Source organism: Paenibacillus sp. GCM10027627 (assembly GCF_042675505.1).
Classification (GTDB): Bacteria; Bacillota; Bacilli; order Paenibacillales; family Paenibacillaceae; genus Pristimantibacillus.
The window spans coordinates 640,590-660,802 of the sequence record NZ_JBHTHB010000003.1; the positions used below are offsets into that span (position 1 = coordinate 640,590).

Below are 20,213 nucleotides of genomic sequence, written 5' to 3' on the forward strand. Positions count from 1 at the left end.
CGCGGCAAGGCCCTTGATCGGGCGATCAAGGGCCTTGCCGTTTCTTTTACTTACATAGAGAGTCTCCCCTCTTAATCCTCTTCCGGATCGCTTTCCGCTAAAATTTGAAGACAGGCCTTCAAAATTTGATGATTGTCCATTTCAATAATCGTCCAACGCTGGTTGCCGTATACGATCGGTTCAGGCTCTTCATCGAGCGAAATAAGCTGAACTTGCAGCCATCCGCCAATCGTATCGACATTGTAGCTGTTGTCGAAGGAAAATCCGAATCGATCTTCAATATCGCTTAAGAGCACGCGGCCGCTGAATATATATTCCGTGTCGGATTTTTTTACCATATCCGGCTGCTCGTCCTGGTCGAATTCATCGCGGATTTCACCGACGATTTCCTCCAAAATATCTTCCATCGTAATAATGCCGGCCGTGCCGCCATATTCGTCGATGACAAGCGCGATTGTTACACTGTGCTTCTGCATATTAAGCAAGGCGTCTTGAAGGCGGGCCGTTTCATGAATCACTTCGATTTCATGAATCAATTCGCGAAGCGGCGTCTCTCGGTTCATAGCTATATCCGTCGCTAGCTCCTTCGCGTTCAAGTAGCCGATAATTTTATCTTTATCGCCGTCCTGCGTAACTGGATAGCGGGTATATCGATATTCATCGATCAAGCCCAGCATATCGCGTTTGCCCATGCGCTCGTCAATGGCCACGATTTGCATACGGGGAACCATAATATCTTTGGCTACCCTTTCGTCAAACGCAAAAATGTTTTGCATATAGGCAAGCTCGGTTTGATTAATTTCACCGCTGTTGAAGCTTTGCGTCATAATGATTTTCAGCTCTTCTTCGGAATGGGCCTGTTCATGGCCGGCAGGGTGAACGCCGAACATCCGCAAAAAGATACGCGCCGAGCCGTTAAGTACCCAGATTAACGGGAACAGCAGCTTGCCGAACCAAACGAGAGGCCCTGCGAGCAACAACGTCATCCGTTCCGAAAATTGAATCGCAAGCGTCTTGGGAGCAAGCTCTCCAAATACGACGTGTAGAAAAGTCATTAAGGATAACGCAAGCGCATACGAAATTGGCGTTGCCCACCCGTCCGGAATTCCCCATTCATGGAAAAGCGGATGAAGCAGTTTTTCGATGGTCGGTTCGCCTAGCGCACCAAGTCCAAGTGCCGTAACGGTTATGCCGAGCTGGCACGCCGACAAGTAGTAGTCCAGATTGGTGACCAGCTTTTTGGCTGCCACCGCTTTTTTGTTGCCTTCCGCAATCAATTGATCGATTCTGGACATTCTCACTTTAACAACAGCAAATTCCGATCCAACAAAAAACGCCGTTAACGCAATCAATAATAAGACCAACAGCAGATTAGTCATGATGGCTAAGTCCAACTAGTTCCCTCAAACTTGAGGGATTCACCTCCGCATATAGCATAATTTTAAGACATGCTCCTTAATACGCGAAATTGGGCAAAATGTTCCACCTCATCGCATGTTCTTTTTAATATGCTAATATTCGGACGCCTTAATCCTTTATATCGCTAACCATTTTCCAAACTGCTATTTTTTGTTCACACTGCCCAGCTAGCTCGTTACACTTCGTTCCTTTTCGATTTCATCAGCAGATACAAGAAGAACGGGGCGCCGAGTACAGCCGTAAACACGCCTGCCGCTACATCCTTGGGCGAAAACAGAAGACGGCCCAGCAAATCGGCCCCGCCAAGCAACAGAGCTCCTACCAAAGCGGATGCGATTAGCAGCACAAAGTGGGATCCTCCCACCAGTCGTCTTGCTATATGCGGTGCCATCAGCCCAATAAAACCAATTCCTCCAACAAAGGCAATTGCGGAGCCTGCCAACGCCGAGGCCATTCCAATAAGCGCAATTCGCTGCAATTGAACGCGTCCGCCAAGCGATATCGTCGTCTCCTCGCCCAGCACCTGAATATCGAGCTTTCTTGACATTAGAAGAATTAACGGAAGCAGTACGCAAATCCAAGGCAGCAGTCCCAGCGCATCGTCCCAATTGACCCCGTAAATCGTTCCCGTAATCCAAATTTGCGCTTGGCTCGTCAAAAAAATCGGGCTAAAAATAAGAAACAGCGTTTTGCCCGCTTCCAGCAGCGCCGTTACGGCAAGCCCGACCAAAATCATCCGAAACGGCGACACACCGCGCTTCCAAGACAGAAGATAAATAAAAAAAGATACAGCGGCTGCCCCGGCAAACGCAAAAAGAGGCAGCAAGCCGAGGCCCAGCTTCTCATTCAAAAAAGCCAGATAAAAAACGGCCGCCATCGACGCGCCGCTTGTGACGCCCACGATATCAGGCGAAGCGAGCGGATTGCGGACGACCCCTTGCAGCACAGTGCCCGACACGGCAAGAGCCGCTCCAGCCAGCGCCGCCACAACAAAACGGGGCAAGCGAAAATTCCAGACGACCAGCCCTTCCGCCGAATCCCTCTCTCCCAATATAAGAAGTTCTGCGACACGCAGCGGTGAAATCGAAAGGGTTCCGATTCCGATACTAACGATTCCACAGCCAAGCAATAACAACAGCAGCACAACGAGCTTGAATCCTTTCCCCTCCCCGCCTTTTAAAAGCAAGCGGGAGCCCTGTAGCATCGTTTTCATTTAGTGTTTAGCTCCCTTCTAGCCATATAAATAAAAAACGGAGCGCCGACCAGCGCAGTCATGACGCCAACGGGAACTTCTTTCGGGAATGCGATAAACCGCGAGCCGATATCCGCAGCCAGCAGCAGCACTCCGCCAAGCAGAAGGCAATAAGGGATGACCCACCTATGGTCGGAGCCAACCAGCGCCCGGACGATATGGGGAATAACTAGGCCGACAAAGCCGACGGGACCGGCTATCGCAACCGAGCCGCCCGCAAGCAAAATAACAGCAATCAGCGATATCCATTTCAGCCGGGTTGTATGTTGTCCAAGCCCAATCGCGAGCTGCTCCCCCACAGCAAAGATGTTAAGCGATTTTCCCATTAACAAAACAATAACGTACCCTGCCAGCAAAAAGGGAAGTACCGTCGTCAGCTGCTCCATGCTCTTGCCCTGAACCGAACCGGCCAGCCAAAATAGTACGGTGTCCAGCGTTCGTTCGTCCCAAATGAGGAATGCGGTTGTAAAGGAAGTGAATAAAGCGGCGAGCGTCGCTCCCGCAAGTGTAATCTTTAGCGGGGTGATGCCGTCTTTGCCCACTTGCGCAACGGCATACACCGACACCGCGGCAAAAGCCGCCCCGGCAAAGGCAAGCCAAACCATCGACATGGTGGACCCGATGGACAGCAGGGAAACGCCCGCTACAATAAAAAGCCCGCCCCCCGCATTAATGCCCAAGATGCCGGGAGAAGCCATCGGATTGCGGGTCAGCGCCTGCATCACCGCGCCGGAAGACGCCAGCGCGGCGCCGACCAGCAAGGCGGCAATGGCGCGCGGAAGGCGCAAATCCCGGATGATAAGATGTTCGTTGGACCCGTCAAAGGCGGTGAAGGCCGCCTTCACCGCCGCCCACGACGTATCGGCATAGCCGTATACAACGCTCGCCGCAAACAAAAGAACGGCAAGCGCTGCGGAAAGAAAGAGTCCTAACGTTTTCAAAGTATGGTTGTATAACATGCTTCCCTAGCTCCATTCCATGATGTAGTTCCCGCTGCCGGACATACCGCCGGAACATGCTTCAAGCAGCCCGAATACATTCGGACTGCTTAAAGGGAAAACCGGATTCGATTATGAGCCGATCAAATATGTTTTGAGGTCGTCCAAAACAAGGTTAGCGGATATGATGCCGCCTGAGGAGTTCCAAACGCCGTCATATACTTTATGGACGTTTCCATTTTTGACAACGTTGAGATTTTTCCAAAGTTCCTCCTGCTGCCATTCTTGCTCCGCCTTGACCGCTTCGCCTTTTTCATTGTCGTAAGTGAAGTAGAACAGCACATCGCCTTCCATATCCGGAATACGCTCTTTGCCTACATCCTCCGAAAACTCTGCTTTGTCTTGAACCGCAGGGCGCAACAAGCCGACTTGCTTCAAAATCACTCCCGAAAACGTGTCGTTGTAATAAAGACGGACGATTCCGCCCGGATTAAACCGGACGATCGACACTTTGCTGTTCCCCTTGTCGCCTAGCTCGGCTTTTAGATCCGATGCCTTTTTGTCAAAGGCAACTAGGTTGGCATCCGCTTTTTCTTTCAAATTCAAAGCTTTGGCGTAAACCTCGTAATTGATTTTCCAATCGCCGTTCAACCGTTCCGAAAATACGGTAGGAGCGATAGCCGACAGCTCTTTATATATTTTTTCCTGACGGAATTTGTTGCCCAAAATAAGATCCGGCTTAAGCGAAGCTATCAGTTCCAAATTGGGCTGATTCTCGTCGCCTAGCAGTTCCACATCCTTCAGCTCCTCAGTCAGATGCTGATAGATCGGATCGAGTCCCCAAGCGCGTACGATCCCAACCGGCTTGATTCCCATCGACAAAACCGCTTCCGTTCCTTCGTTGGTCAATACGACAACGCGCTTTGGCGTTGCGGGAATGACCGTTTGCCCCATGGCGTGATCGACGGTATATTCGCCGCCCGTCGCCGCTTCTTCTTTATTCGGAGATTTCTCCGCGCAACCGGATAAAATGAACGCAACTGCCATAACAACGGCCAGTACGACACTGAACCGCCTTTTCTGCTCTTGCATGTTGAATACCGCTCCCCTGCATTATGATTGATAATGAGAATTGTTATCATATGTAAGCTTAAAGGAATCTAGTAATTCGTACAATATCTGGTTATACCCTTTTATTTGTCTTTTTGTGCCATGTCTATTGATGAACTTGTCTTTATGTGTCCTTGAGCGGGGAAAGCCGTTTTGTGCGGAACAGCGCCATCCAGAGCAGCAGCAAACAAAACAGAGAAAGAACGGCCCCGCCGTAAAATAAGCTGGCTCCTCCATACGGAACAAACAGCAAGGAAGCGGCCAGCGGCGCAAGCAATTGCCCGCCGTTTTGAAAGGCCATCGCCATCCCATAGTTTAAGTGCAGACGCCCGCCCTGGCTCGATTTGAATAGCAGCAGCTCCAGACTCGCTTGAGCCAACACAAGTCCAAGTCCGAACAGACAGCGACTCACGATCATCAGCATGACCCCGCCATCCACTCCTTGCAGGGCCAAGCTCGCCGCAAGAAGAGGCAGCGTAAGCGAGAGAGTCCGCTTCAGACTCCATTCCTTGTCCAGACGCCGCACTGCAAAAAAACAACAGGCTGCAACGACGTTCGGAATGAGATAAAGCGCCGTGCTCGCCATCAGCGGCAAATGCCACTGCATCTCCATATAGCGGGTGAAATAAGGTCTGATCATATGGATAGCTAGATGAAAAGCTAGCAAAGTGATGCCGAGCATAAACAAGCCCATCCACATTCCGCCCTTGCCGGAGGATTGTGGAGATAGTGCCGCGGCGACCTCCTCCGATGCTCCATGCACGTTTGCGTTCGCTTCCGCTTTCGAATCCTTTTCCAAGGCCGACGCAACCTCAGTCGATGCAGCCAATGCTGACGCTCTGCCGCCCCTTCTCCTCCAAGGAAGCCCTTTCCATATGAGCCAGCACATCAGCAGTTGAATAATGTCCGTCGCCGCGATCCACAAAAACAGCAGCAGCGGCTGCTCCATCGAAAAGAGAGCCACCCCCGCAAGGCTCGAGAGAACGATCGCCGTATGATAGGCGACATGGTAGCTTCCCGCAGAGAGGGCCATTTTACCGTCGCCCGCCGCTTCCACTAGCAGCGGATATATAAACATGTAGCTGCTTTTGAACAATAGGAGAACGACCGTAATGAGCAAAAATTGATCGGCATGACTTGCAAACGCAAGCCATGCCGTGCAAACCGCCGTTCCCGCTTGTCCCACAAGCAGCAAGTGCTTAACCGCAAACTTACGGGAAAGCAAGCCCCATATCGGAGAAATGAGAATGACCGTCAAGCGGCATACAAGAATGTAGAATCCCGTATACGTTAAGTCCTGAACGCCAAACACTTTTGCAAAAAATTGCGGATAAAACGGCGACAGCAACACCTCGCCAAATATGCTTAAAAACACGCAGCTCAGCAGCACTGGCCTCGCATAAGAGCTCGCAGGCGCGCTCCTGCCGCTCACGGCGCACCAAACCGCTGAAACACATTGCGCTCTCGGACGGGATAACGCTCCTCTTTCAGCAGTCCGTTCAAGATGACGGCATTGCGATGGGCGCCCAACCCAAGATCGGGGGCGCCAACTCCATGCGTATGAAGCTCCCCATTTTGCACATAGATGCGATTTTTCGTACCCGCTTCACCATTCATGCGAAGACTGTAATCGGCATTCACCTCGTATCGGCCATGCCCGTCCCAATGAACAAGATGGCGGATACCGTCTACAAAGCCGGGCACTTTATGCTTGTAGCCCGTAGCCAAAATGACTACTTCGCTTTCATGCCGAAACCCCTTTTCTTGCTCCCACTGTAAACAAGACAGCTCAAAGCGCTTTCCGCTTCCAGCGTTGGTGCTGCTTTCCTTGGCGCTTCTTTCCTTAGCGCTTCTTTCCTCGCTGCCGCCTCCCTCTACTTCTTCTCCTGCCAGACGGCTTCCGCCCTCCACTAAAGTAATTTCCTTTACTTCCGCGAGGGAAAGCAAATTTACCCTCGGCTGCCCGCCGCATGCCGTCTGATGATACAGTTCGTCATAGATTTGGGCGATGGTTGCCGCGCTGATTCCTTTGTACAGCAGATGCTGCTCCTCCAGGACACCGTCTTTTTTTTCAGGAGGCAAGCTATAGAAATAAGAAGTGTAATCGGGCGAGAAATGCTCCAACCCCAGCTTCGAATATTCCATTGGAAAAAAACCTCGCGAACGGGTGATCCAAGTCAGCTCATACCCCCGCTCCGGCTGCGATTTCAGCAGGTCGTAAAAAATTTCAGCCGCGCTCTGGCCCGAGCCGACGACCGTTATGGAGGATGCCTCCTTGCAGCCGCCGCTTCTTTTCATATAGCTGGACGAATGGAACATCGTTTCGGACAGCCCGGAGCGCAAATCATCGCGCACTTGGGGAACGGTGCCTACGCCAAGGACAAGCTCTTTTGCCAAATAACGAACGGTAGTCCCGCTGCCCGCCTCTTCAACCGTTACCTCGTACACGCTAGCTCCATCTCCTTGGATGAGAGAGACAGACGTAACCGTCATCCCGAATTTACAGCTCGGCAGCTTGCCCGCCGCCCATTGGCAGTAGTGGTTGTACTCCTTGCGCGGAATATGGAACTGCTCGAAAAAATAAAACGAATAAAGCCTTCCCTGTTCTTTCAAGTAGTTTAAATAGCTGAACGGGCTTGTCGGATCGATCATCGTCACGAGATCGGCCATAAACGGCACTTGCAGCGTCGCTCCGTCGACCAGCATTCCCTCATGCCAGCTAAACTGTTCTTTTTGCTCCAAAAATAAAGCGTCCAGCTCGCTAGTCCCATCCAGCAGCGCGGCAAGCCCTAAATTAAATGGCCCGATGCCGATGCCGATCACGTCGTAAACGCCGCTGGAAACCTCTGTTCCATTTTCCTTGAGCAATGTTAACTCCTCCATCTCTCACGATCGCAAAACATAAGTGCCGCCCGCTTGTCCGGCAAGTCGATATGCTTTTGGAAGCGGTAGCCGCACTTTTGAAAAATATGAATCATCTTTTCGTTTCCGGCGTCGGGCTCCGCTACCACTTTCATCGTAGCTTCGTGCCGGAACAAAAACTCGGTCATCGCCGCCAACAGCGGCCCCGCAAGCCCGCGTCCGATATACTCCGGCGGACCAATGAGCAGGTGGACGCCCTGATCGTCCGGCAGCGCCTCGTAGCCGGTCGCAATAATATCGTCTACCGCCCAATAACACTCCCAGTAGCTCATCGGCACTCCGTCCAGCTCCCCAATGTACAAGGCCTGATGCTTGTCGGCCAAAAAGGCCTTCAAATGCTCCCGATACGCTTCACGGGGTATGCTCAAATTCCAGTAACGCGCTACATGCGCGTATTGATGCCAGCCATAAAGCAGCTCGAAATCGTCGGCAAATTGAACAGGACGAAAACGGATGACGGCACCAAGGCCGTCATCATATTTTTCATATACAGATTTGCCGTAGCCCGCAACAGTTCCATTCGAAGATCCCGCCACGGATTTATCCAAGTCTGGCGCAGAGGCTCCGTCATACATGCGAAACCCTCCCCGCTTGAAGCAGCGGATTGCGGACCGGCACATAGACGGATTGCGACTCCATCGCCCCAACCAGCTCGTCCATGTCGTGAAGCCGGGTCAGCAAGTTCGCTTTGCACGGTAGAGCCTTCTCATTCAGGAGGCTTGGGAGAAACTCGGAGGGCTCTCGGTTAACAGGGGCATACTTGGCAAGGCAAGCGCGAAGTTCGGCAAGCAAGGCGTTTTCTTCAATAAGACCGGCTGCGCCAAAGCCGTTGATGACGCCAAACATATGATTAAAAATTAAATAATAACGAAATCTCTCATCCGCGACATGATCGTCGCATACCGTTTGGCTGGCCGAGCTTACACCGGGCAACAACTGGTTCAAGCGCTCGAACGTCGACTGGCAAAAATAGTAGCCCTGATTGTCGCGATAATAAAAGACGGAAGGATAGCCGTCCTTCAGCTGAATGACGCTATTTTGCTGATGGGCTTCAAGCGCGATGCCATATTGCAAATAAAGCCATACCATCGGCTCCAACGAAACGGCCAAATACGAGCGGAACCATTTGAGACTCGCCTCTTGAACCGTAATGCCCTCCCGCTCGGCCAAAGCGCGCACAACCGATTCGATTCGGGTGACCTCTCCATAAACAGAATCCTGCGACAATGCCGCCACGACGTTGGCGTTCAGCGCATCCTCGCCCCGGAACGGATTGTCCCGCAATATCGTTTCAAAACCCGACTCCTCTTCGCCTTCCAACTGCACAGTCAAAAAAGCGGGATCGCACAAAATGTGAAACGAAGGAAACGCCTCGCGCAGCCTCTCCCCTATTTCCGTATCCATAAGCCGCTTAACCTCGACCCCGCGCTCGAGCTCTTTATACTTATTCACTCGGAGCGAATTCGTAATTTTAACCGGAATGGAGCCTTTGACCATAAAGCTTGAATCGGGATGATACAAAGTACGGAGAGAGGATGTCGCGCTATAGGCTCTGCCAGCCGGGCCCAAATCGTACAGCAGGCCGTTTTCGATCAGCTTTTGGATGGTAGGCTGGCTTATTACATGCCTTGCCTGAAGAGGGTGCAGCGGGATAAGCGAATAATCGTCCTCCCCGCAATAGTCGGCCACAAAGCCGGCATCTGCCGCGCTGTCTCCAGCGAGCTCTTCTTTCACCCAGGCAGTTGCCGTTTGGCCCGGCAAAGCGCAATCTTCCCGCATGATGGACTTGTGCGCCCGGAAGTAATGAAGCTGGAAGCTGCCCTTTAATTCGGGTGAATAGAGGGCCGTTTCTTCCTCCGCAATGCCTTGACGGCTTTTGGGAGCGGGATGGATCAGATGGCCTAGCAGCAGCGACTGCTCCGACTCCAGAAACGACATCTCCTCACCGTACAGCGCATCCTCGTCTCCTTGCCGGCCTGCAATAAACCGTTCGATATGCTGGCAGCTTTGGATGACCCTCAGCACTAGGTCGTCGTAGTTCGGATGAGGGTGCGCGTCCAACGAAAGCTCTTTTGCTATAGTGGTAACCAAGTATAAATAGTCGGCCTCATAAAGCGCTCCGTCTGACCCGCTTTGCATCATAATAGGGAATATGAATTTATGTCTTCCCGTCATCGACAAGTAGCGAATGCCCGCGTACAGCGTCATATCCACATTCGCAAGCTTGCACTTAAAATACTTCTCTGCTGGTACGGCAAGAGTTAGAGCGTACGGCACATTCGAAGTCGCGGGAGAGGCGATTTCATGCGGCCCCGTTTCCCGCAAATAACAATTCAAGAAGCTTTGAATAGAGGCTTCTTCTGCCAATCGTTTGGCATCCAGCATGTCATCACCGAACCTTTTCTAATTGATAGTGGCTGCCGATCTGCTCCGCCTTCTCCAATAATTGTTCCAGATCGGCGATAGTCGTTGCCGGGTTCAATAAAGTCACTTTCAAGCAGCAACGTCCGGCGTTTTTTGTTCTGGCCAGCACCGCTTCGCCCCGTCTCAGCAGCTCGCTTCGGATATGGGCATTAACCGTGTCCGTCCACACGGCACTTTCCTTGCCAGGAGGAGTCCCTTGGGGCAAATAGCGAAATACGACCGCATTCAGCTCGGGCTCATGAAGCAGTTCGAAGTCCGAATGCCCTTTGATCCGCTCCGCAAACCTTACGGCAAGCTCAACCGTATAATCGATCATCTCTCCGAAAATCCGCAAGCCTACATGACGCAGAGACATATATAGCTTTAAGGCATCAAATCGCCGGGTCGTCTGAAGCGATTTGCCAACCAAATTGGGCGTATTCTCCGCCTCATCTTGCGGGTTCAAATAGTCGGCATGAAGCCGCATCCACTGAAATTGACTACGATCCTTGAGCAGAAAGGCGCCGCAACTGATCGGCTGATAAAACAGCTTGTGAAAATCAACCGTAATGGAGTCGGCCGCCTCGATGCCGAACAGCTTCGCTTGATGCTCCTGACTGAGCATAAGCGCCCCTCCATAAGCGGCGTCAACATGGAGCCACAAGCCATGCGACTTGGCTCTAGCGCTTATTCCGCCAAGCGGATCGATGCTGCCGTAATCCGTTGTGCCCGCTGTTGCCACGATGAGAAACGGGATGGAGCCTTCTCTGCTAAGCCGCTCCAGTTGAACGTCCAAATCCTCCATGCACATGCGGTAGCGGCTGTCCGTCTTGACAGACACAACCGCCTGCTGACCTAAGCCAAGCAGTGCAGCGGACTGCGATATGCTGAAATGGGCCGCCTCCGAGCATAAAATGCGCAGTTTGCCAGCCCCCGAAGGCAGACCTTGTCGCTGCACATTCCAATTGAACCGGGCGCTAATTGCGGCATCTCTGGCAAGAAGCAAGCCCATCAAATTGGACTGGGTTCCGCCGCTCGTAAAAACGCCATCCCCCGTTTCGGAGTAACGGAACAAGCTGCAAAGCCAATGAACCAGCTCCTCCTCCACAAAGGTTGCCGCCATGCTCTGATCCCATGAATCCATGGACTGGTTTGTGGCCGCAATAAGCAGCTCCGCTGCAATGGAGGCAACGAGCGGAGGACAGTGAAGATGCGCCGCGCAAGCCGGATGAGTAACGATCGCCGAATTGCGCAGCACGACTTCCCCGACCCGCTCCATAATCGTCTCCAGTTGTTCGCCATTTAGCGGAATGGCTCCATGACCGGCATCGACCCAAAGCTCTCTAAGCTCTGTGGGCGCGAGGCCGCTGTAAGGCTTGTCCCTCTTGGCGAAGTAGCGAACTATGACCTCCCCAGCCAAACGTACAGCTTCGCGAAAAGCGTCCCCACTCTCCCCCGTCCCTGTCAGGAACAGAGAATCCGTCTCTCTCATCAAGAGAGCACCCCCTGCAATTGGCCTTTGAACGTTGCTTCGGCAGCCTTGACGGCATCGTGGAATCTTTCGCAAATTTGCTCTACATGCTCATCCGTTATAATAAGCGGCGGCAGGAAACGGACCACGCTGCCAAAGCGGCCGCCCAGTTCAACGATCAATCCCCGCTTCACGCACTCTTGCTGAATTTGTTTGGCCAGCTCGGGATAAGCCGGAAAACTGCCAATTTCATCGGGAGACGCTTCTTTGTTAACGATTTCCGCCCCCAGCATCAGTCCCAGACCGCGAACCTCGCCGATGCAGCCGCTGCCGTCCTGTATCGCCTCCAGCTTCCGCTTCATTCTTGCTCCAATGGCTTCGGCATGAGCTTCGAGCTTGTTTTCGCGGATGAACGTAATCGTCGCAAGCCCCGCCGCCATGCCGAGCTGATGGCCACGGAACGTTCCGGCATGCGCTCCCGGCTCCCAGCAATCCAGCTTCTCGTCATAGACGACAACCGCAATAGGCAAGCTTCCTCCTATCGCTTTGGAAAGCACGACGACATCCGGCGTAATTCCAGCGTGCTCCAAAGCGTACAGCTTGCCTGTACGCCCAAGCCCCGTCTGCACCTCGTCGATAATAAGCGGGACATCCTCGGCGAGCGTAATCTCCCTTACTTTGCGAACCCAGTCAACGGGAGCGGGAATGACGCCGCCTTCTCCCTGTACCAGCTCCATAATGAGCCCGGCAGGCTTCAAGCACCCGCTTTCCGGATCGCCCAGCACCCGCTCCAAATAACGGCCCGCAATGGCCCCTCCTCCTTCACCTACTCCGAAAGGACAGCGGTATGCATACGGATAAGGCATAAATTGCACATCCGGCATCAGCCCGGCTACCTTTTGCTTGGGGTGAAGATTGCCTGTCAAACTGAGCGCGCCGTTCGTCATTCCGTGATAGCCCCCGTGGAATGACATCATTCCGCGCCTGCCTGTCGCCGTTTTGACAAGCTTGACCGCCGCTTCCACCGCATCTGCGCCCGATGGGCCGCAAAATTGGATTTTCGCCCTAGACGAAAACGCCGTCGGCAAGCTGCCGAGCAACTCCTCCACAAACCGCTCTTTAAGCGGCGTCGTCAAATCCAGCGTATGAAGCGGCAAGCCGCTCGTCAGCGCCTCCTGGATCGCTTCAATGACAACCGGGTGGTTATGGCCGAGTGCAAGCGTCCCCGCTCCCGCCAAACAATCGATATAGCTTTTACCGTCTGCGTCTCTCACTGTTACGCCCTGCGCATGTGTAATCGCAATCGGAATTTTGCGCGGGTACGACCTAGCGTTGGACTCTCTCAGAGCTTGGCTGTTCAAATAATAGGAATTGCTGTGCTCCAAACGGTATCACTCCTTTCCTGGCCGATAGGACAATGGATTTTGAACCTGGTGGACTCGTATCTCCGACTCGGTAAACAAACGCCGCTTGGCAAGCTGCTCCAGCTCATTTGTTGGCGAGAGCAGATCGAATGTGCGGTAGCGGTCGCTTAGGTGCGGGAACTGTTCCTGATAACGCTCGATAATGCCGCGGGCGGTTTGCCAAAACCGTTGCTCCGAATAGCCGTAACGATCGGCTAGAAAGATAGCAAGCTCGCCCAGATTGATAAAAAAGAAAGCGCCCAGCACAAGATCCTTTATATGAACGGTGTCGTCGGTTTCGATAAAAGAATTGCGGTTGACTCGCGCATGAGCGGCAGGTGTAGCCTGAAGCTCCGGGCATAGAGCCGGACTGGAAAGATGACTCCGGGAAAACTTGATTCCATCGTGGAAATCTTTCATGGCGAGTCGAAGCGGCCTGCCTTCCCGGTGGATCAGAATCAAGTTTTGAGCATGCGATTCGAAAGCGATGCCATGCGCGTACAGAAGATGGATAATCGGCCGGACGCTTTGCTCCAGCAGCTGCTCCGTCCATTCCTCCGCCCCGTACTGCCGAATCCAGCCATCGATATAAGGAATGCCATCGGGGCCTACCGCGCATAACGCCGTAAATCCGCAGGCCGATTCGCCGGCTTTTAGCTTCGTATGCAAGCTAGACCGCCAAATACAGCCGAGCGATCCGTATGTGAGCGAAGATAGTGCCTCTGAGCTGAACGGAGATTGGTAAGAAGCTCCCGCAAACTCTTCCAATATGGAAAGCTGAAGATCCTCTCTTAAATAGAGATCCGATTCGATAATGGAACTAAGCCAGTCGGAAATGAGAGGGGCGTTCTCCACGGTATGAGGAGCGAGCACTCTGCCTGTCGACGTATTGACGATGTTCATCGACAGCTTCAAGTAAGCTTTTTTAGGGGAGTCGCTATTAGCCAGTGTCCGAATGGATTGCTGCGGAATATACGCCTCCTCCGATTCGCCCAGCCTGACAATAAGCCCATAGTGGATGTCCCTGTGGAAATAAGGGACGATCCGATGCTTCCACTGCCACGGATGCACTGGCACAAGGACGTAGTTCTCGCTATTCAAGCCCATATCCCTCAACTCGTTCAAAAAGAAGCTCCATCGCTCCCGCCCGATCTCTTCCGCGAGCCACTCAGAGGATAGACGACAGGATTGCGCGAGCATAACCGCCTCTTTGGAAACGGCAAGCCATATAGGCCGCAGCCCTCTGCCAAACTCTGGGCCGTAGCGGTATTGCTCCTCGTAATCGAAGCCAAGCCTCGACTTGTAGCTGGGATGATACAAATGGCCGTCCATGACGGCGCTCTCCAGCTCATCGTAACTGCATTGGGATAAAGCGGCGTCCGTTTTCATCCGTTCATGCTGCGCCAGCACATCGTTCAGAAGCGTTTGCTCCAGTTCGTGCGCGAAAGAAGCGATCAGAGAAGGATTCCCTCCAATTGCGGCTGAAGCGTCCAAAAGAAACTGAGACAACGAGTTCGCTACCGCTTCCCCCTCGGCTGTTATTCGTATAATCGGATCCCGATTCAACCGAACGCGGCCGAACGTATACCGCTCCTCTCCGTAACAAATATATGTGACGGCGTGGCCCGCTTCGTCGGTAAACGGAATCGCAAACCGGACGGAACCGTTCATCTGCGTCTTTTCCGCGGTCAAAACCTTTTCAAACAGCAACGCCTCAAGCAGCTGACGCAAAATACGGCCGGTCACTTCTCCGTACTGCTCCCCGCAAATCGCTTCCTCGGCTTTTTTCGCTGTCCATACAGACTCTGCGCCTTTCTCCAATTCAGCTGTATTCAAGCTTGCCTTCACCCCGCTCATTGGTATAAATGGAGCCAGACGCCGAGATTGTTCCGTCTCGCTTCCTCATACACATATTGGGCACAAGCTACGTCCTCAATCGCCATTCCCATCGGATTCAGAATGATAATTTCTTCGTTGTCTTCCCGCCCCGGCTTTTTGCCGATTACAACTTCTCCAAGCTCCGCATGAAGCTGCTCTCTGGAGAAGCTTCCCTCAAGTACAAGCTGATTAATGATTTTTTTCTCGCGGTTGCATTGATCCCAATCGTCAACAACCACCTTGTCCGCTTTCAAAAATACATCCTTATGCACGTCCATAATGGACACATTGCTTACAAATGCGCCCTTGGGAAGCCAGTCGTAGCTTAAATACGGCTGATCCGTTACCGTGCAAGTGATGATGACTTCCGCCTCCTCCACTCCTTCGCGAGCGGATTGAACGGTATGGAATATGACGTTCGGAAACTGTTCCTGAAGCTCGGCGGCCATTCCCTTAGCAGCTTCCATTTTCACATCGTAAAGAGTAACCTCTTGAATCGCACTGAACTGTTGCAGCATGGAGAAAAGCTGCGCTCTTGCGATAAATCCGCATCCGAGGCAAGCAACCCGGGCAAAGCCAGGCTTCGCCAAATAGCGGGCCGCTACCACAGTTACTGCCGCTGTACGCATGCTGCTAATAAGACCCGCTTCCATAACCGCGATCGGGTAGTTGCTTGCAGGGTCGTTCAAAATAATGATTCCACTCGCCCGCTCCAAACCTCTCTCTTGCGGATTGTCATGTTTGCTTCCAATCCACTTTAGACCGGAAATGGGAGACTGTCCGGACAAGTGAGCCGGCATCGCAATGATCCGGTCGGCGATATGTACGCCCCCTTCCGGAGCGCGCAAATACGGCTTAAGCGGCTGCACAACTTTTCCTTCGGCATGAAGCTTTAAAGCATTTTCAATAGCATCTGCATATAGCTGAGGGGAAGAACCTCCCGCTTCTTGAATGTCGTTGCGGTTTAAATATAGCAGTGCGGGAACGCCACTCTCATCCTGGGAGACAGCCTGAAGATTTGACTGAACGGAAGCGCTACTCATAGGAACCCTCTCCTTCCGCATTTCTCCAAATCGCTTCGGTCTTCGCGTACCAATCGTCGTCATATACTTTATCCATGTATCTCTCTCCTCGGTCCGGCAATATCATCACGATTTTAAGCGGACGTCCAACCGGCTTTTTCACTTTGGCCATCCATTTTTGAGCGGCGGCCACGACGGAGCCGGAGGACCCACCTGCAAAAATGCCCTCATGGCGCATCAAAGCCCGGCAGCCGTTCGCTGATTCCAAATCGTTAATATGGTAAACGGAGTCAATTTCGCTTCGATTAAGCAGCTCAGGAACCCGGCTGGCGCCGATACCCGGCAAATCTCTGGAGCCCGGCTCACCGCCAAAAATGATGGAGCCCACCGCATCAACGCCGACAACTTCTAGCATCGGAAACTTTTCCTTCAGCTTCCTCGACGTCCCCATAATGCTTCCGGAAGTGCTCACGCCGGCAATCAACACATCCAAATCGTCCAGCGCCGAAGCGATCTCCGCTCCTGTCCCTTCAAAATGAGCTCTCCAATTGTCCGCATTGGCGTACTGGTTAATCCAAACGCTGTTCGGTATCGTTTGAAGCAGCCGCTGTACATGCGCTATACGGGTCAGAAGATATCCACCCTGCTCGTCCGCTTCGGTGACCATTTCAATGTTTGCTCCCATTTGCCGCATCATTTTCAAATTCACCGCGGACACTTTAGGATCGACGACACAAGTGACGGTCAAGCCGTACAGCCGGCCCATCATCGCCAGCGCGATGCCTAAGTTGCCGGAAGTGCTCTCTACGATATGAGACTTGGCATGGATCGTCCCTTTTTTGAATCCTTGCTCAATAATAAATTTAGCCGGCCTGTCCTTCATGCTTCCGCCGGGATTCATACATTCCAGCTTGCCCATTACCTCAAAATCAGGATCAGGGAACAGCCTGTCCAAACGAACAAGCGGAGTATCGCCTATACATTCCAGTACGGAAGACATCACGGGCATCGTTTTTAACGGTGCGTGCGATTGGAGCAATTGGTTTCGCCTCCTTTTTCTTAACAATGATAATTATTATCATCCTTAAAAAGCGTAACACTTCCCAACCGCAACCGTACATGCTCCCGGCAGAGTATAAAACTATCCGTTTGGAGTATTCAATTGATGAACTCTTTCCATCTCTCTCATCATTTCAAACACAAAATCATGACCGGAAGACGTCATATTCAAACTCTTTTTGATGTTTTGGATGTGCTTTTTGACCGTGTTTTCGGAGATATACATTTGATCGGCGATTCGTTTCGTGGAGTAATGCTGAATAAGCAATTGGACAATTTTGCATTGACGCTCGGTTAGCAAGGGATGCTCCAGCCACCGGGCGTTTTCTTCATCAAGCTCGTAATCATATTGGATGGACAGCCGTGAAGGCTCAGTCGCAAAGTGGCGCGCGACGTATTGTTCAATGACATGATTCAGCTCGTCATGAAGCCCTCTCCCCCGCTGCTCGATTTTGTGACCCTGCAATTTTATCGTAATGGTATGGATATAACCCTTCATGAATACCTCCCATTTATATAGATTAGCAGCCGCTGTAATATGCTATTGATAACAGTTATCAACGTGATACACTATATAATAGGGCAACGATACCTACACTTGAATATCTCTATGCACCTTCGGATTTGTCTAATCGTTCCCTCTACTTGAACAAAAAGGAGTATGGAGGGTGTGGCCGTTCATGAATCGAATGAACCGTTTTTCTTTTTTTCTACCATTAGATGTTATCAGCACCGGGAAAGCATTGATTTAAAAAACTCGGAAATAAACAAATCGATCCGCCATCTCCTCTTTGTCGCTTCGGGCAAAGGCACACTTGAGATCGGAGACAACATTTATCCCGTCGAGCCCCTGCAGCTTTATTTTTTGCCGGAAGAGCTTCCTTTGCAAGGAATGTTGTTCGGTCACCATATCCAATATTATATTGTTGGCTTTCAAACCATATCTCTGACCAAACAAGGCAATCAGTGGATCGGCGAGCAATCGGACGAACAACCTTTGGCGCTCCAGGCGGGCTGGATTGAACTAAAGGACCCTGTACTCATTCATTCCGACGTTAAAAATTTGCATGAATACAACCTTTTGCCCGACAGCCGCTATCACTCCAATCTCATGTTTCAGAAGCTGCTTCTTCAAATTCACCACCAAAAATCAGCTCCTCTTCAGTCGTATCCAGACAAAGCACCCAAATGGAATGGAATTGAAGAAAGCATCCGCTATATGCAAACCAATCTAAATAAAAAAATGAACCGGGACACACTCGCCGCTATCGCCAAGTTGACACCAAGCTCCTATTGCCGCAGCTTCAAAAAAGCCAAAGGAGTAGCTCCAATGGATTATTTGAGCCACTTGCGAGTGGAACAGGCCAAGAAGCTGCTATCGACCGGCATGAGCTGCAAGCAAGCGGCCTATCGATTGGGGTTTGTCAGCGAATATTATTTTAGCCGCGTCTTTAAAAAAACGACGGGACTGCCCCCTACACTCTATATGAAAAGAGAGCATTCGCGAATTGCCGTCGCCTCCCGTTTCGGCATCCACTTGAATCTGGAGTCCATTGGGGTCGAACCGGTTGTCGTTATCGACTGCTATCATCATCCCGGAATTGAACAAGAAGACTACAATAGAAGGCTGATGAGCCAGTTGGAAGAGTTAAAAACGGCACAGCCCGATTTCATTATCGGGGACTATTCGCACTCGCCTTTTTATGAAGCCTTCAAGAAGATAGCCCCGACCGTGTTGCTCGAATATGATTTGGATTGGCTGGTCCCCCATCGGAAAATTGCGGAATTGGTGGGACGAGAAAAAGAAGCTCAAAAAGTGATAGAGGATCTGGATAAACGTCTAGCTAAAGCAAAAAGAGAAATACGGGGAGCTTACAAGGACAAACAGATAACCGTCATGCAAATTATGAATGATCACATTTATTTGCAAGGGTTAAAACATCACCCTCTGAATCATTTATTATATAAGGAATTAGGGCTGCAACCAGGCACACATGTGCCCAGGCATAAAATGAGGCTTGAGCTGTATCCGACACAATTGCCGCAGCTCGAAGCCGATCACCTTTGGATTCGTCTCTACTCCGATACGGCCGATGTGATGCAGACGCTCAAAAGAATGCAAGAGCAGCCTAGCTGGAACAATATTTTTGCCGTAAAAGACAACCAAGTTCATTACATTAACAACTGGCTCGTCTTGAGCTGGACCCCTCAAGGCCGTGAGCAAATTGCAAATGAGATTTTGACTTATTTGAGAACATAAAAGCTAAGCTGAGAACATAACAACTAAGCTAAGCTGGGAATTCAGCAACAGAAGCATATTGAATATAGCTAACGGCTAACAACCTGAATCCATCGGTCTTGAAACCAATTTAGTTGGCTCTGCTCGATCTTCTAAAAAGGGAGGTCGAGCAGAGCCTTCTGTTCTTAAGGAATCGTAGCGTTCCATAACTTTTATAAAAAGCAAAAAACCCTTCTGCTCGAAGGGTTTTCTCATAGATGGTGCGCGTAGAGGGACTTGAACCCCCACGGTCGCCCGCTAGATCCTAAGTCTAGTGCGTCTGCCAATTCCGCCATACGCGCGTGGGTCTTGCTTTTTAAAAACTGGTGAGCCATGTAGGACTCGAACCTACGACACCCTGATTAAAAGTCAGGTGCTCTACCAACTGAGCTAATGGCTCTTAATGTAAAATGGCTGGGGATCCAGGATTCGAACCTAGGATGACGGAGTCAAAGTCCGTTGCCTTACCGCTTGGCTAAACCCCAGCGTGACGGTAATGGTGGAGGATGACGGGATCGAACCGCCGACCCTCTGCTTGTAAGGCAGATGCTCTCCCAGCTGAGCTAATCCTCCATATTGGTGACCCGTAGGGGATTCGAACCCCTGTTACCTCCGTGAAAGGGAGGTGTCTTAACCCCTTGACCAACGGGCCTTATTAAAAGTTTACTGCTTGTCCTTTGCATGATGCGGACGATCTTCCGAAGAAAATCTGGAGCTCTCAACCGGGATCGAACCGGTGACCTCATCCTTACCATGGATGCACTCTACCTACTGAGCTATGAGAGCATAAATGGCTCCCCGAACAGGACTCGAACCTGTGACAACTCGATTAACAGTCGAGTGCTCTACCAACTGAGCTATCAGGGAACATTAATCATTTGTGTACAAATGTGTCCTAGAGCATCAATTGCAAAAGACAGTGTTTTTTTGCGTTTTTCACTGAATAACCTCAAGAGTTACATCAGAAAAGACGCTTCAATGTTTGCACATTGAAAACTGGATACGAAAGTTGCTGAAACGCTTTAGCTGTTTGTTAGGATAAGCCCTCGACCGATTAG

15 protein-coding genes and 7 tRNA genes are annotated in these 20,213 nt (G+C 51.4%); 1 reads left to right on the plus strand and 21 read right to left on the minus strand.

What is annotated here, in order from left to right:
• Positions 1 to 71: 71 nt before the first annotated feature.
• The 14 genes from ACFQZE_RS14615 to ACFQZE_RS14680 all read right to left on the minus strand — a co-directional run bounded on the left by ACFQZE_RS14615 (position 72) and on the right by ACFQZE_RS14680 (position 17,376).
• Positions 72 to 1,394 (minus strand): hemolysin family protein, encoded by a 1,323-nt coding sequence (locus ACFQZE_RS14615; RefSeq protein ID WP_379358159.1) that lies wholly within the window; start codon positions 1,392 to 1,394, stop codon positions 72 to 74.
• 200 nt (positions 1,395 to 1,594) lie between these two features.
• Positions 1,595 to 2,632 carry a FecCD family ABC transporter permease gene (locus ACFQZE_RS14620; protein WP_379358161.1) on the minus strand — a complete coding sequence of 346 codons (1,038 nt, stop codon included), beginning with the start codon at positions 2,630 to 2,632 and terminating at the stop codon, positions 1,595 to 1,597.
• Positions 2,629 to 3,630 (minus strand): FecCD family ABC transporter permease, encoded by a 1,002-nt coding sequence (locus ACFQZE_RS14625; protein ID WP_379358164.1) that lies wholly within the window; start codon positions 3,628 to 3,630, stop codon positions 2,629 to 2,631. Before ACFQZE_RS14625 ends, ACFQZE_RS14620 begins: the two co-directional genes overlap by 4 nt.
• 111 nt (positions 3,631 to 3,741) lie before the next feature.
• Positions 3,742 to 4,701 (minus strand): ABC transporter substrate-binding protein, encoded by a 960-nt coding sequence (locus tag ACFQZE_RS14630; RefSeq protein ID WP_379358166.1) that lies wholly within the window; start codon positions 4,699 to 4,701, stop codon positions 3,742 to 3,744.
• Positions 4,702 to 4,843: 142 nt separating this feature from the next.
• Positions 4,844 to 6,151 carry an MFS transporter gene (locus ACFQZE_RS14635; RefSeq protein WP_379358168.1) on the minus strand — a complete coding sequence of 436 codons (1,308 nt, stop codon included), beginning with the start codon at positions 6,149 to 6,151 and terminating at the stop codon, positions 4,844 to 4,846.
• On the minus strand, positions 6,148 to 7,587 hold the full coding sequence (locus ACFQZE_RS14640; protein ID WP_379358170.1) for a lysine N(6)-hydroxylase/L-ornithine N(5)-oxygenase family protein: 1,440 nt from the start codon (positions 7,585 to 7,587) through the stop codon (positions 6,148 to 6,150). Before ACFQZE_RS14640 ends, ACFQZE_RS14635 begins: the two co-directional genes overlap by 4 nt.
• A 2-nt stretch (positions 7,588 to 7,589) precedes the next feature.
• Complete coding sequence (locus tag ACFQZE_RS14645) at positions 7,590 to 8,216, minus strand: GNAT family N-acetyltransferase (protein WP_379358172.1); 627 nt, start codon at positions 8,214 to 8,216, stop codon at positions 7,590 to 7,592.
• Positions 8,209 to 10,026 (minus strand): IucA/IucC family protein, encoded by a 1,818-nt coding sequence (locus ACFQZE_RS14650; protein ID WP_379358174.1) that lies wholly within the window; start codon positions 10,024 to 10,026, stop codon positions 8,209 to 8,211. The genes ACFQZE_RS14645 and ACFQZE_RS14650 overlap by 8 nt, the downstream gene beginning before the upstream one ends.
• A gap of 4 nt (positions 10,027 to 10,030) precedes the next feature.
• On the minus strand, positions 10,031 to 11,536 hold the full coding sequence (locus tag ACFQZE_RS14655) for a pyridoxal phosphate-dependent decarboxylase family protein (RefSeq protein ID WP_379358243.1): 1,506 nt from the start codon (positions 11,534 to 11,536) through the stop codon (positions 10,031 to 10,033).
• Positions 11,536 to 12,900 carry a diaminobutyrate--2-oxoglutarate transaminase gene (locus tag ACFQZE_RS14660; protein ID WP_379358176.1) on the minus strand — a complete coding sequence of 455 codons (1,365 nt, stop codon included), beginning with the start codon at positions 12,898 to 12,900 and terminating at the stop codon, positions 11,536 to 11,538. The genes ACFQZE_RS14655 and ACFQZE_RS14660 overlap by 1 nt, the downstream gene beginning before the upstream one ends.
• A gap of 6 nt (positions 12,901 to 12,906) precedes the next feature.
• Entirely contained in the window at positions 12,907 to 14,754 is a 1,848-nt protein-coding gene (locus tag ACFQZE_RS14665) for an IucA/IucC family protein (RefSeq protein ID WP_379358178.1), read from the minus strand.
• Between the two features lie 17 nt (positions 14,755 to 14,771).
• Complete coding sequence (gene sbnB / locus ACFQZE_RS14670; RefSeq protein WP_379358180.1) at positions 14,772 to 15,839, minus strand: 2,3-diaminopropionate biosynthesis protein SbnB; 1,068 nt, start codon at positions 15,837 to 15,839, stop codon at positions 14,772 to 14,774.
• Positions 15,832 to 16,827: a 2,3-diaminopropionate biosynthesis protein SbnA gene (gene sbnA / locus ACFQZE_RS14675; protein ID WP_379358245.1), complete on the minus strand. Its 996-nt coding sequence runs from the start codon at positions 16,825 to 16,827 to the stop codon at positions 15,832 to 15,834. Before sbnA ends, sbnB begins: the two co-directional genes overlap by 8 nt.
• Positions 16,828 to 16,959: 132 nt before the next feature.
• Positions 16,960 to 17,376 (minus strand): response regulator transcription factor, encoded by a 417-nt coding sequence (locus ACFQZE_RS14680; RefSeq protein ID WP_379358182.1) that lies wholly within the window; start codon positions 17,374 to 17,376, stop codon positions 16,960 to 16,962.
• Between the two features lie 171 nt (positions 17,377 to 17,547).
• Between ACFQZE_RS14680 and ACFQZE_RS14685 the strand changes: the two genes are divergently transcribed.
• A complete protein-coding gene (locus ACFQZE_RS14685) occupies positions 17,548 to 19,137 on the plus strand; it encodes a helix-turn-helix domain-containing protein (protein ID WP_379358184.1) in 1,590 nt (529 codons plus the stop codon).
• A 237-nt stretch (positions 19,138 to 19,374) separates the two neighbouring features.
• Here ACFQZE_RS14685 and ACFQZE_RS14690 read toward each other — a convergent pair.
• The 7 genes from ACFQZE_RS14690 to ACFQZE_RS14720 form a co-directional block, all read right to left on the minus strand.
• Positions 19,375 to 19,457: transfer RNA gene (locus ACFQZE_RS14690), tRNA-Leu, on the minus strand.
• Between the two features lie 22 nt (positions 19,458 to 19,479).
• Positions 19,480 to 19,555 (minus strand) — tRNA-Lys (locus ACFQZE_RS14695).
• Between the two features lie 11 nt (positions 19,556 to 19,566).
• A tRNA-Gln gene (locus tag ACFQZE_RS14700) sits at positions 19,567 to 19,640 on the minus strand.
• 12 nt (positions 19,641 to 19,652) lie between these two features.
• Positions 19,653 to 19,728 (minus strand) — tRNA-Val (locus ACFQZE_RS14705).
• Between the two features lie 4 nt (positions 19,729 to 19,732).
• A tRNA-Glu gene (locus ACFQZE_RS14710) sits at positions 19,733 to 19,807 on the minus strand.
• A gap of 58 nt (positions 19,808 to 19,865) precedes the next feature.
• Positions 19,866 to 19,941 (minus strand) — tRNA-Thr (locus ACFQZE_RS14715).
• A 5-nt stretch (positions 19,942 to 19,946) separates the two neighbouring features.
• Positions 19,947 to 20,022: transfer RNA gene (locus tag ACFQZE_RS14720), tRNA-Asn, on the minus strand.
• Positions 20,023 to 20,213: the final 191 nt, after the last annotated feature.

What these genes read in the sequence shown, in the direction of transcription:
- ACFQZE_RS14650 (WP_379358174.1), bottom strand. Translation starts at nt 10,026, where the DNA reads ATGCTGGATGCCAAACGATTGGCAGAAGAAGCCTCTATTCAAAGCTTC.
- sbnB (WP_379358180.1), bottom strand. Translation starts at nt 15,839, where the DNA reads ATGAGTAGCGCTTCCGTTCAGTCAAATCTTCAGGCTGTCTCCCAGGAT.
- sbnA (WP_379358245.1), bottom strand. Translation starts at nt 16,827, where the DNA reads ATGCCCGTGATGTCTTCCGTACTGGAATGTATAGGCGATACTCCGCTT.
- ACFQZE_RS14680 (WP_379358182.1), bottom strand. Translation starts at nt 17,376, where the DNA reads ATGAAGGGTTATATCCATACCATTACGATAAAATTGCAGGGTCACAAA.
- ACFQZE_RS14625 (WP_379358164.1), bottom strand. Translation starts at nt 3,630, where the DNA reads ATGTTATACAACCATACTTTGAAAACGTTAGGACTCTTTCTTTCCGCA.
- ACFQZE_RS14620 (WP_379358161.1), bottom strand. Translation starts at nt 2,632, where the DNA reads ATGAAAACGATGCTACAGGGCTCCCGCTTGCTTTTAAAAGGCGGGGAG.
- ACFQZE_RS14645 (WP_379358172.1), bottom strand. Translation starts at nt 8,216, where the DNA reads ATGTATGACGGAGCCTCTGCGCCAGACTTGGATAAATCCGTGGCGGGA.
- ACFQZE_RS14655 (WP_379358243.1), bottom strand. Translation starts at nt 11,536, where the DNA reads ATGAGAGAGACGGATTCTCTGTTCCTGACAGGGACGGGGGAGAGTGGG.
- ACFQZE_RS14630 (WP_379358166.1), bottom strand. Translation starts at nt 4,701, where the DNA reads ATGCAAGAGCAGAAAAGGCGGTTCAGTGTCGTACTGGCCGTTGTTATG.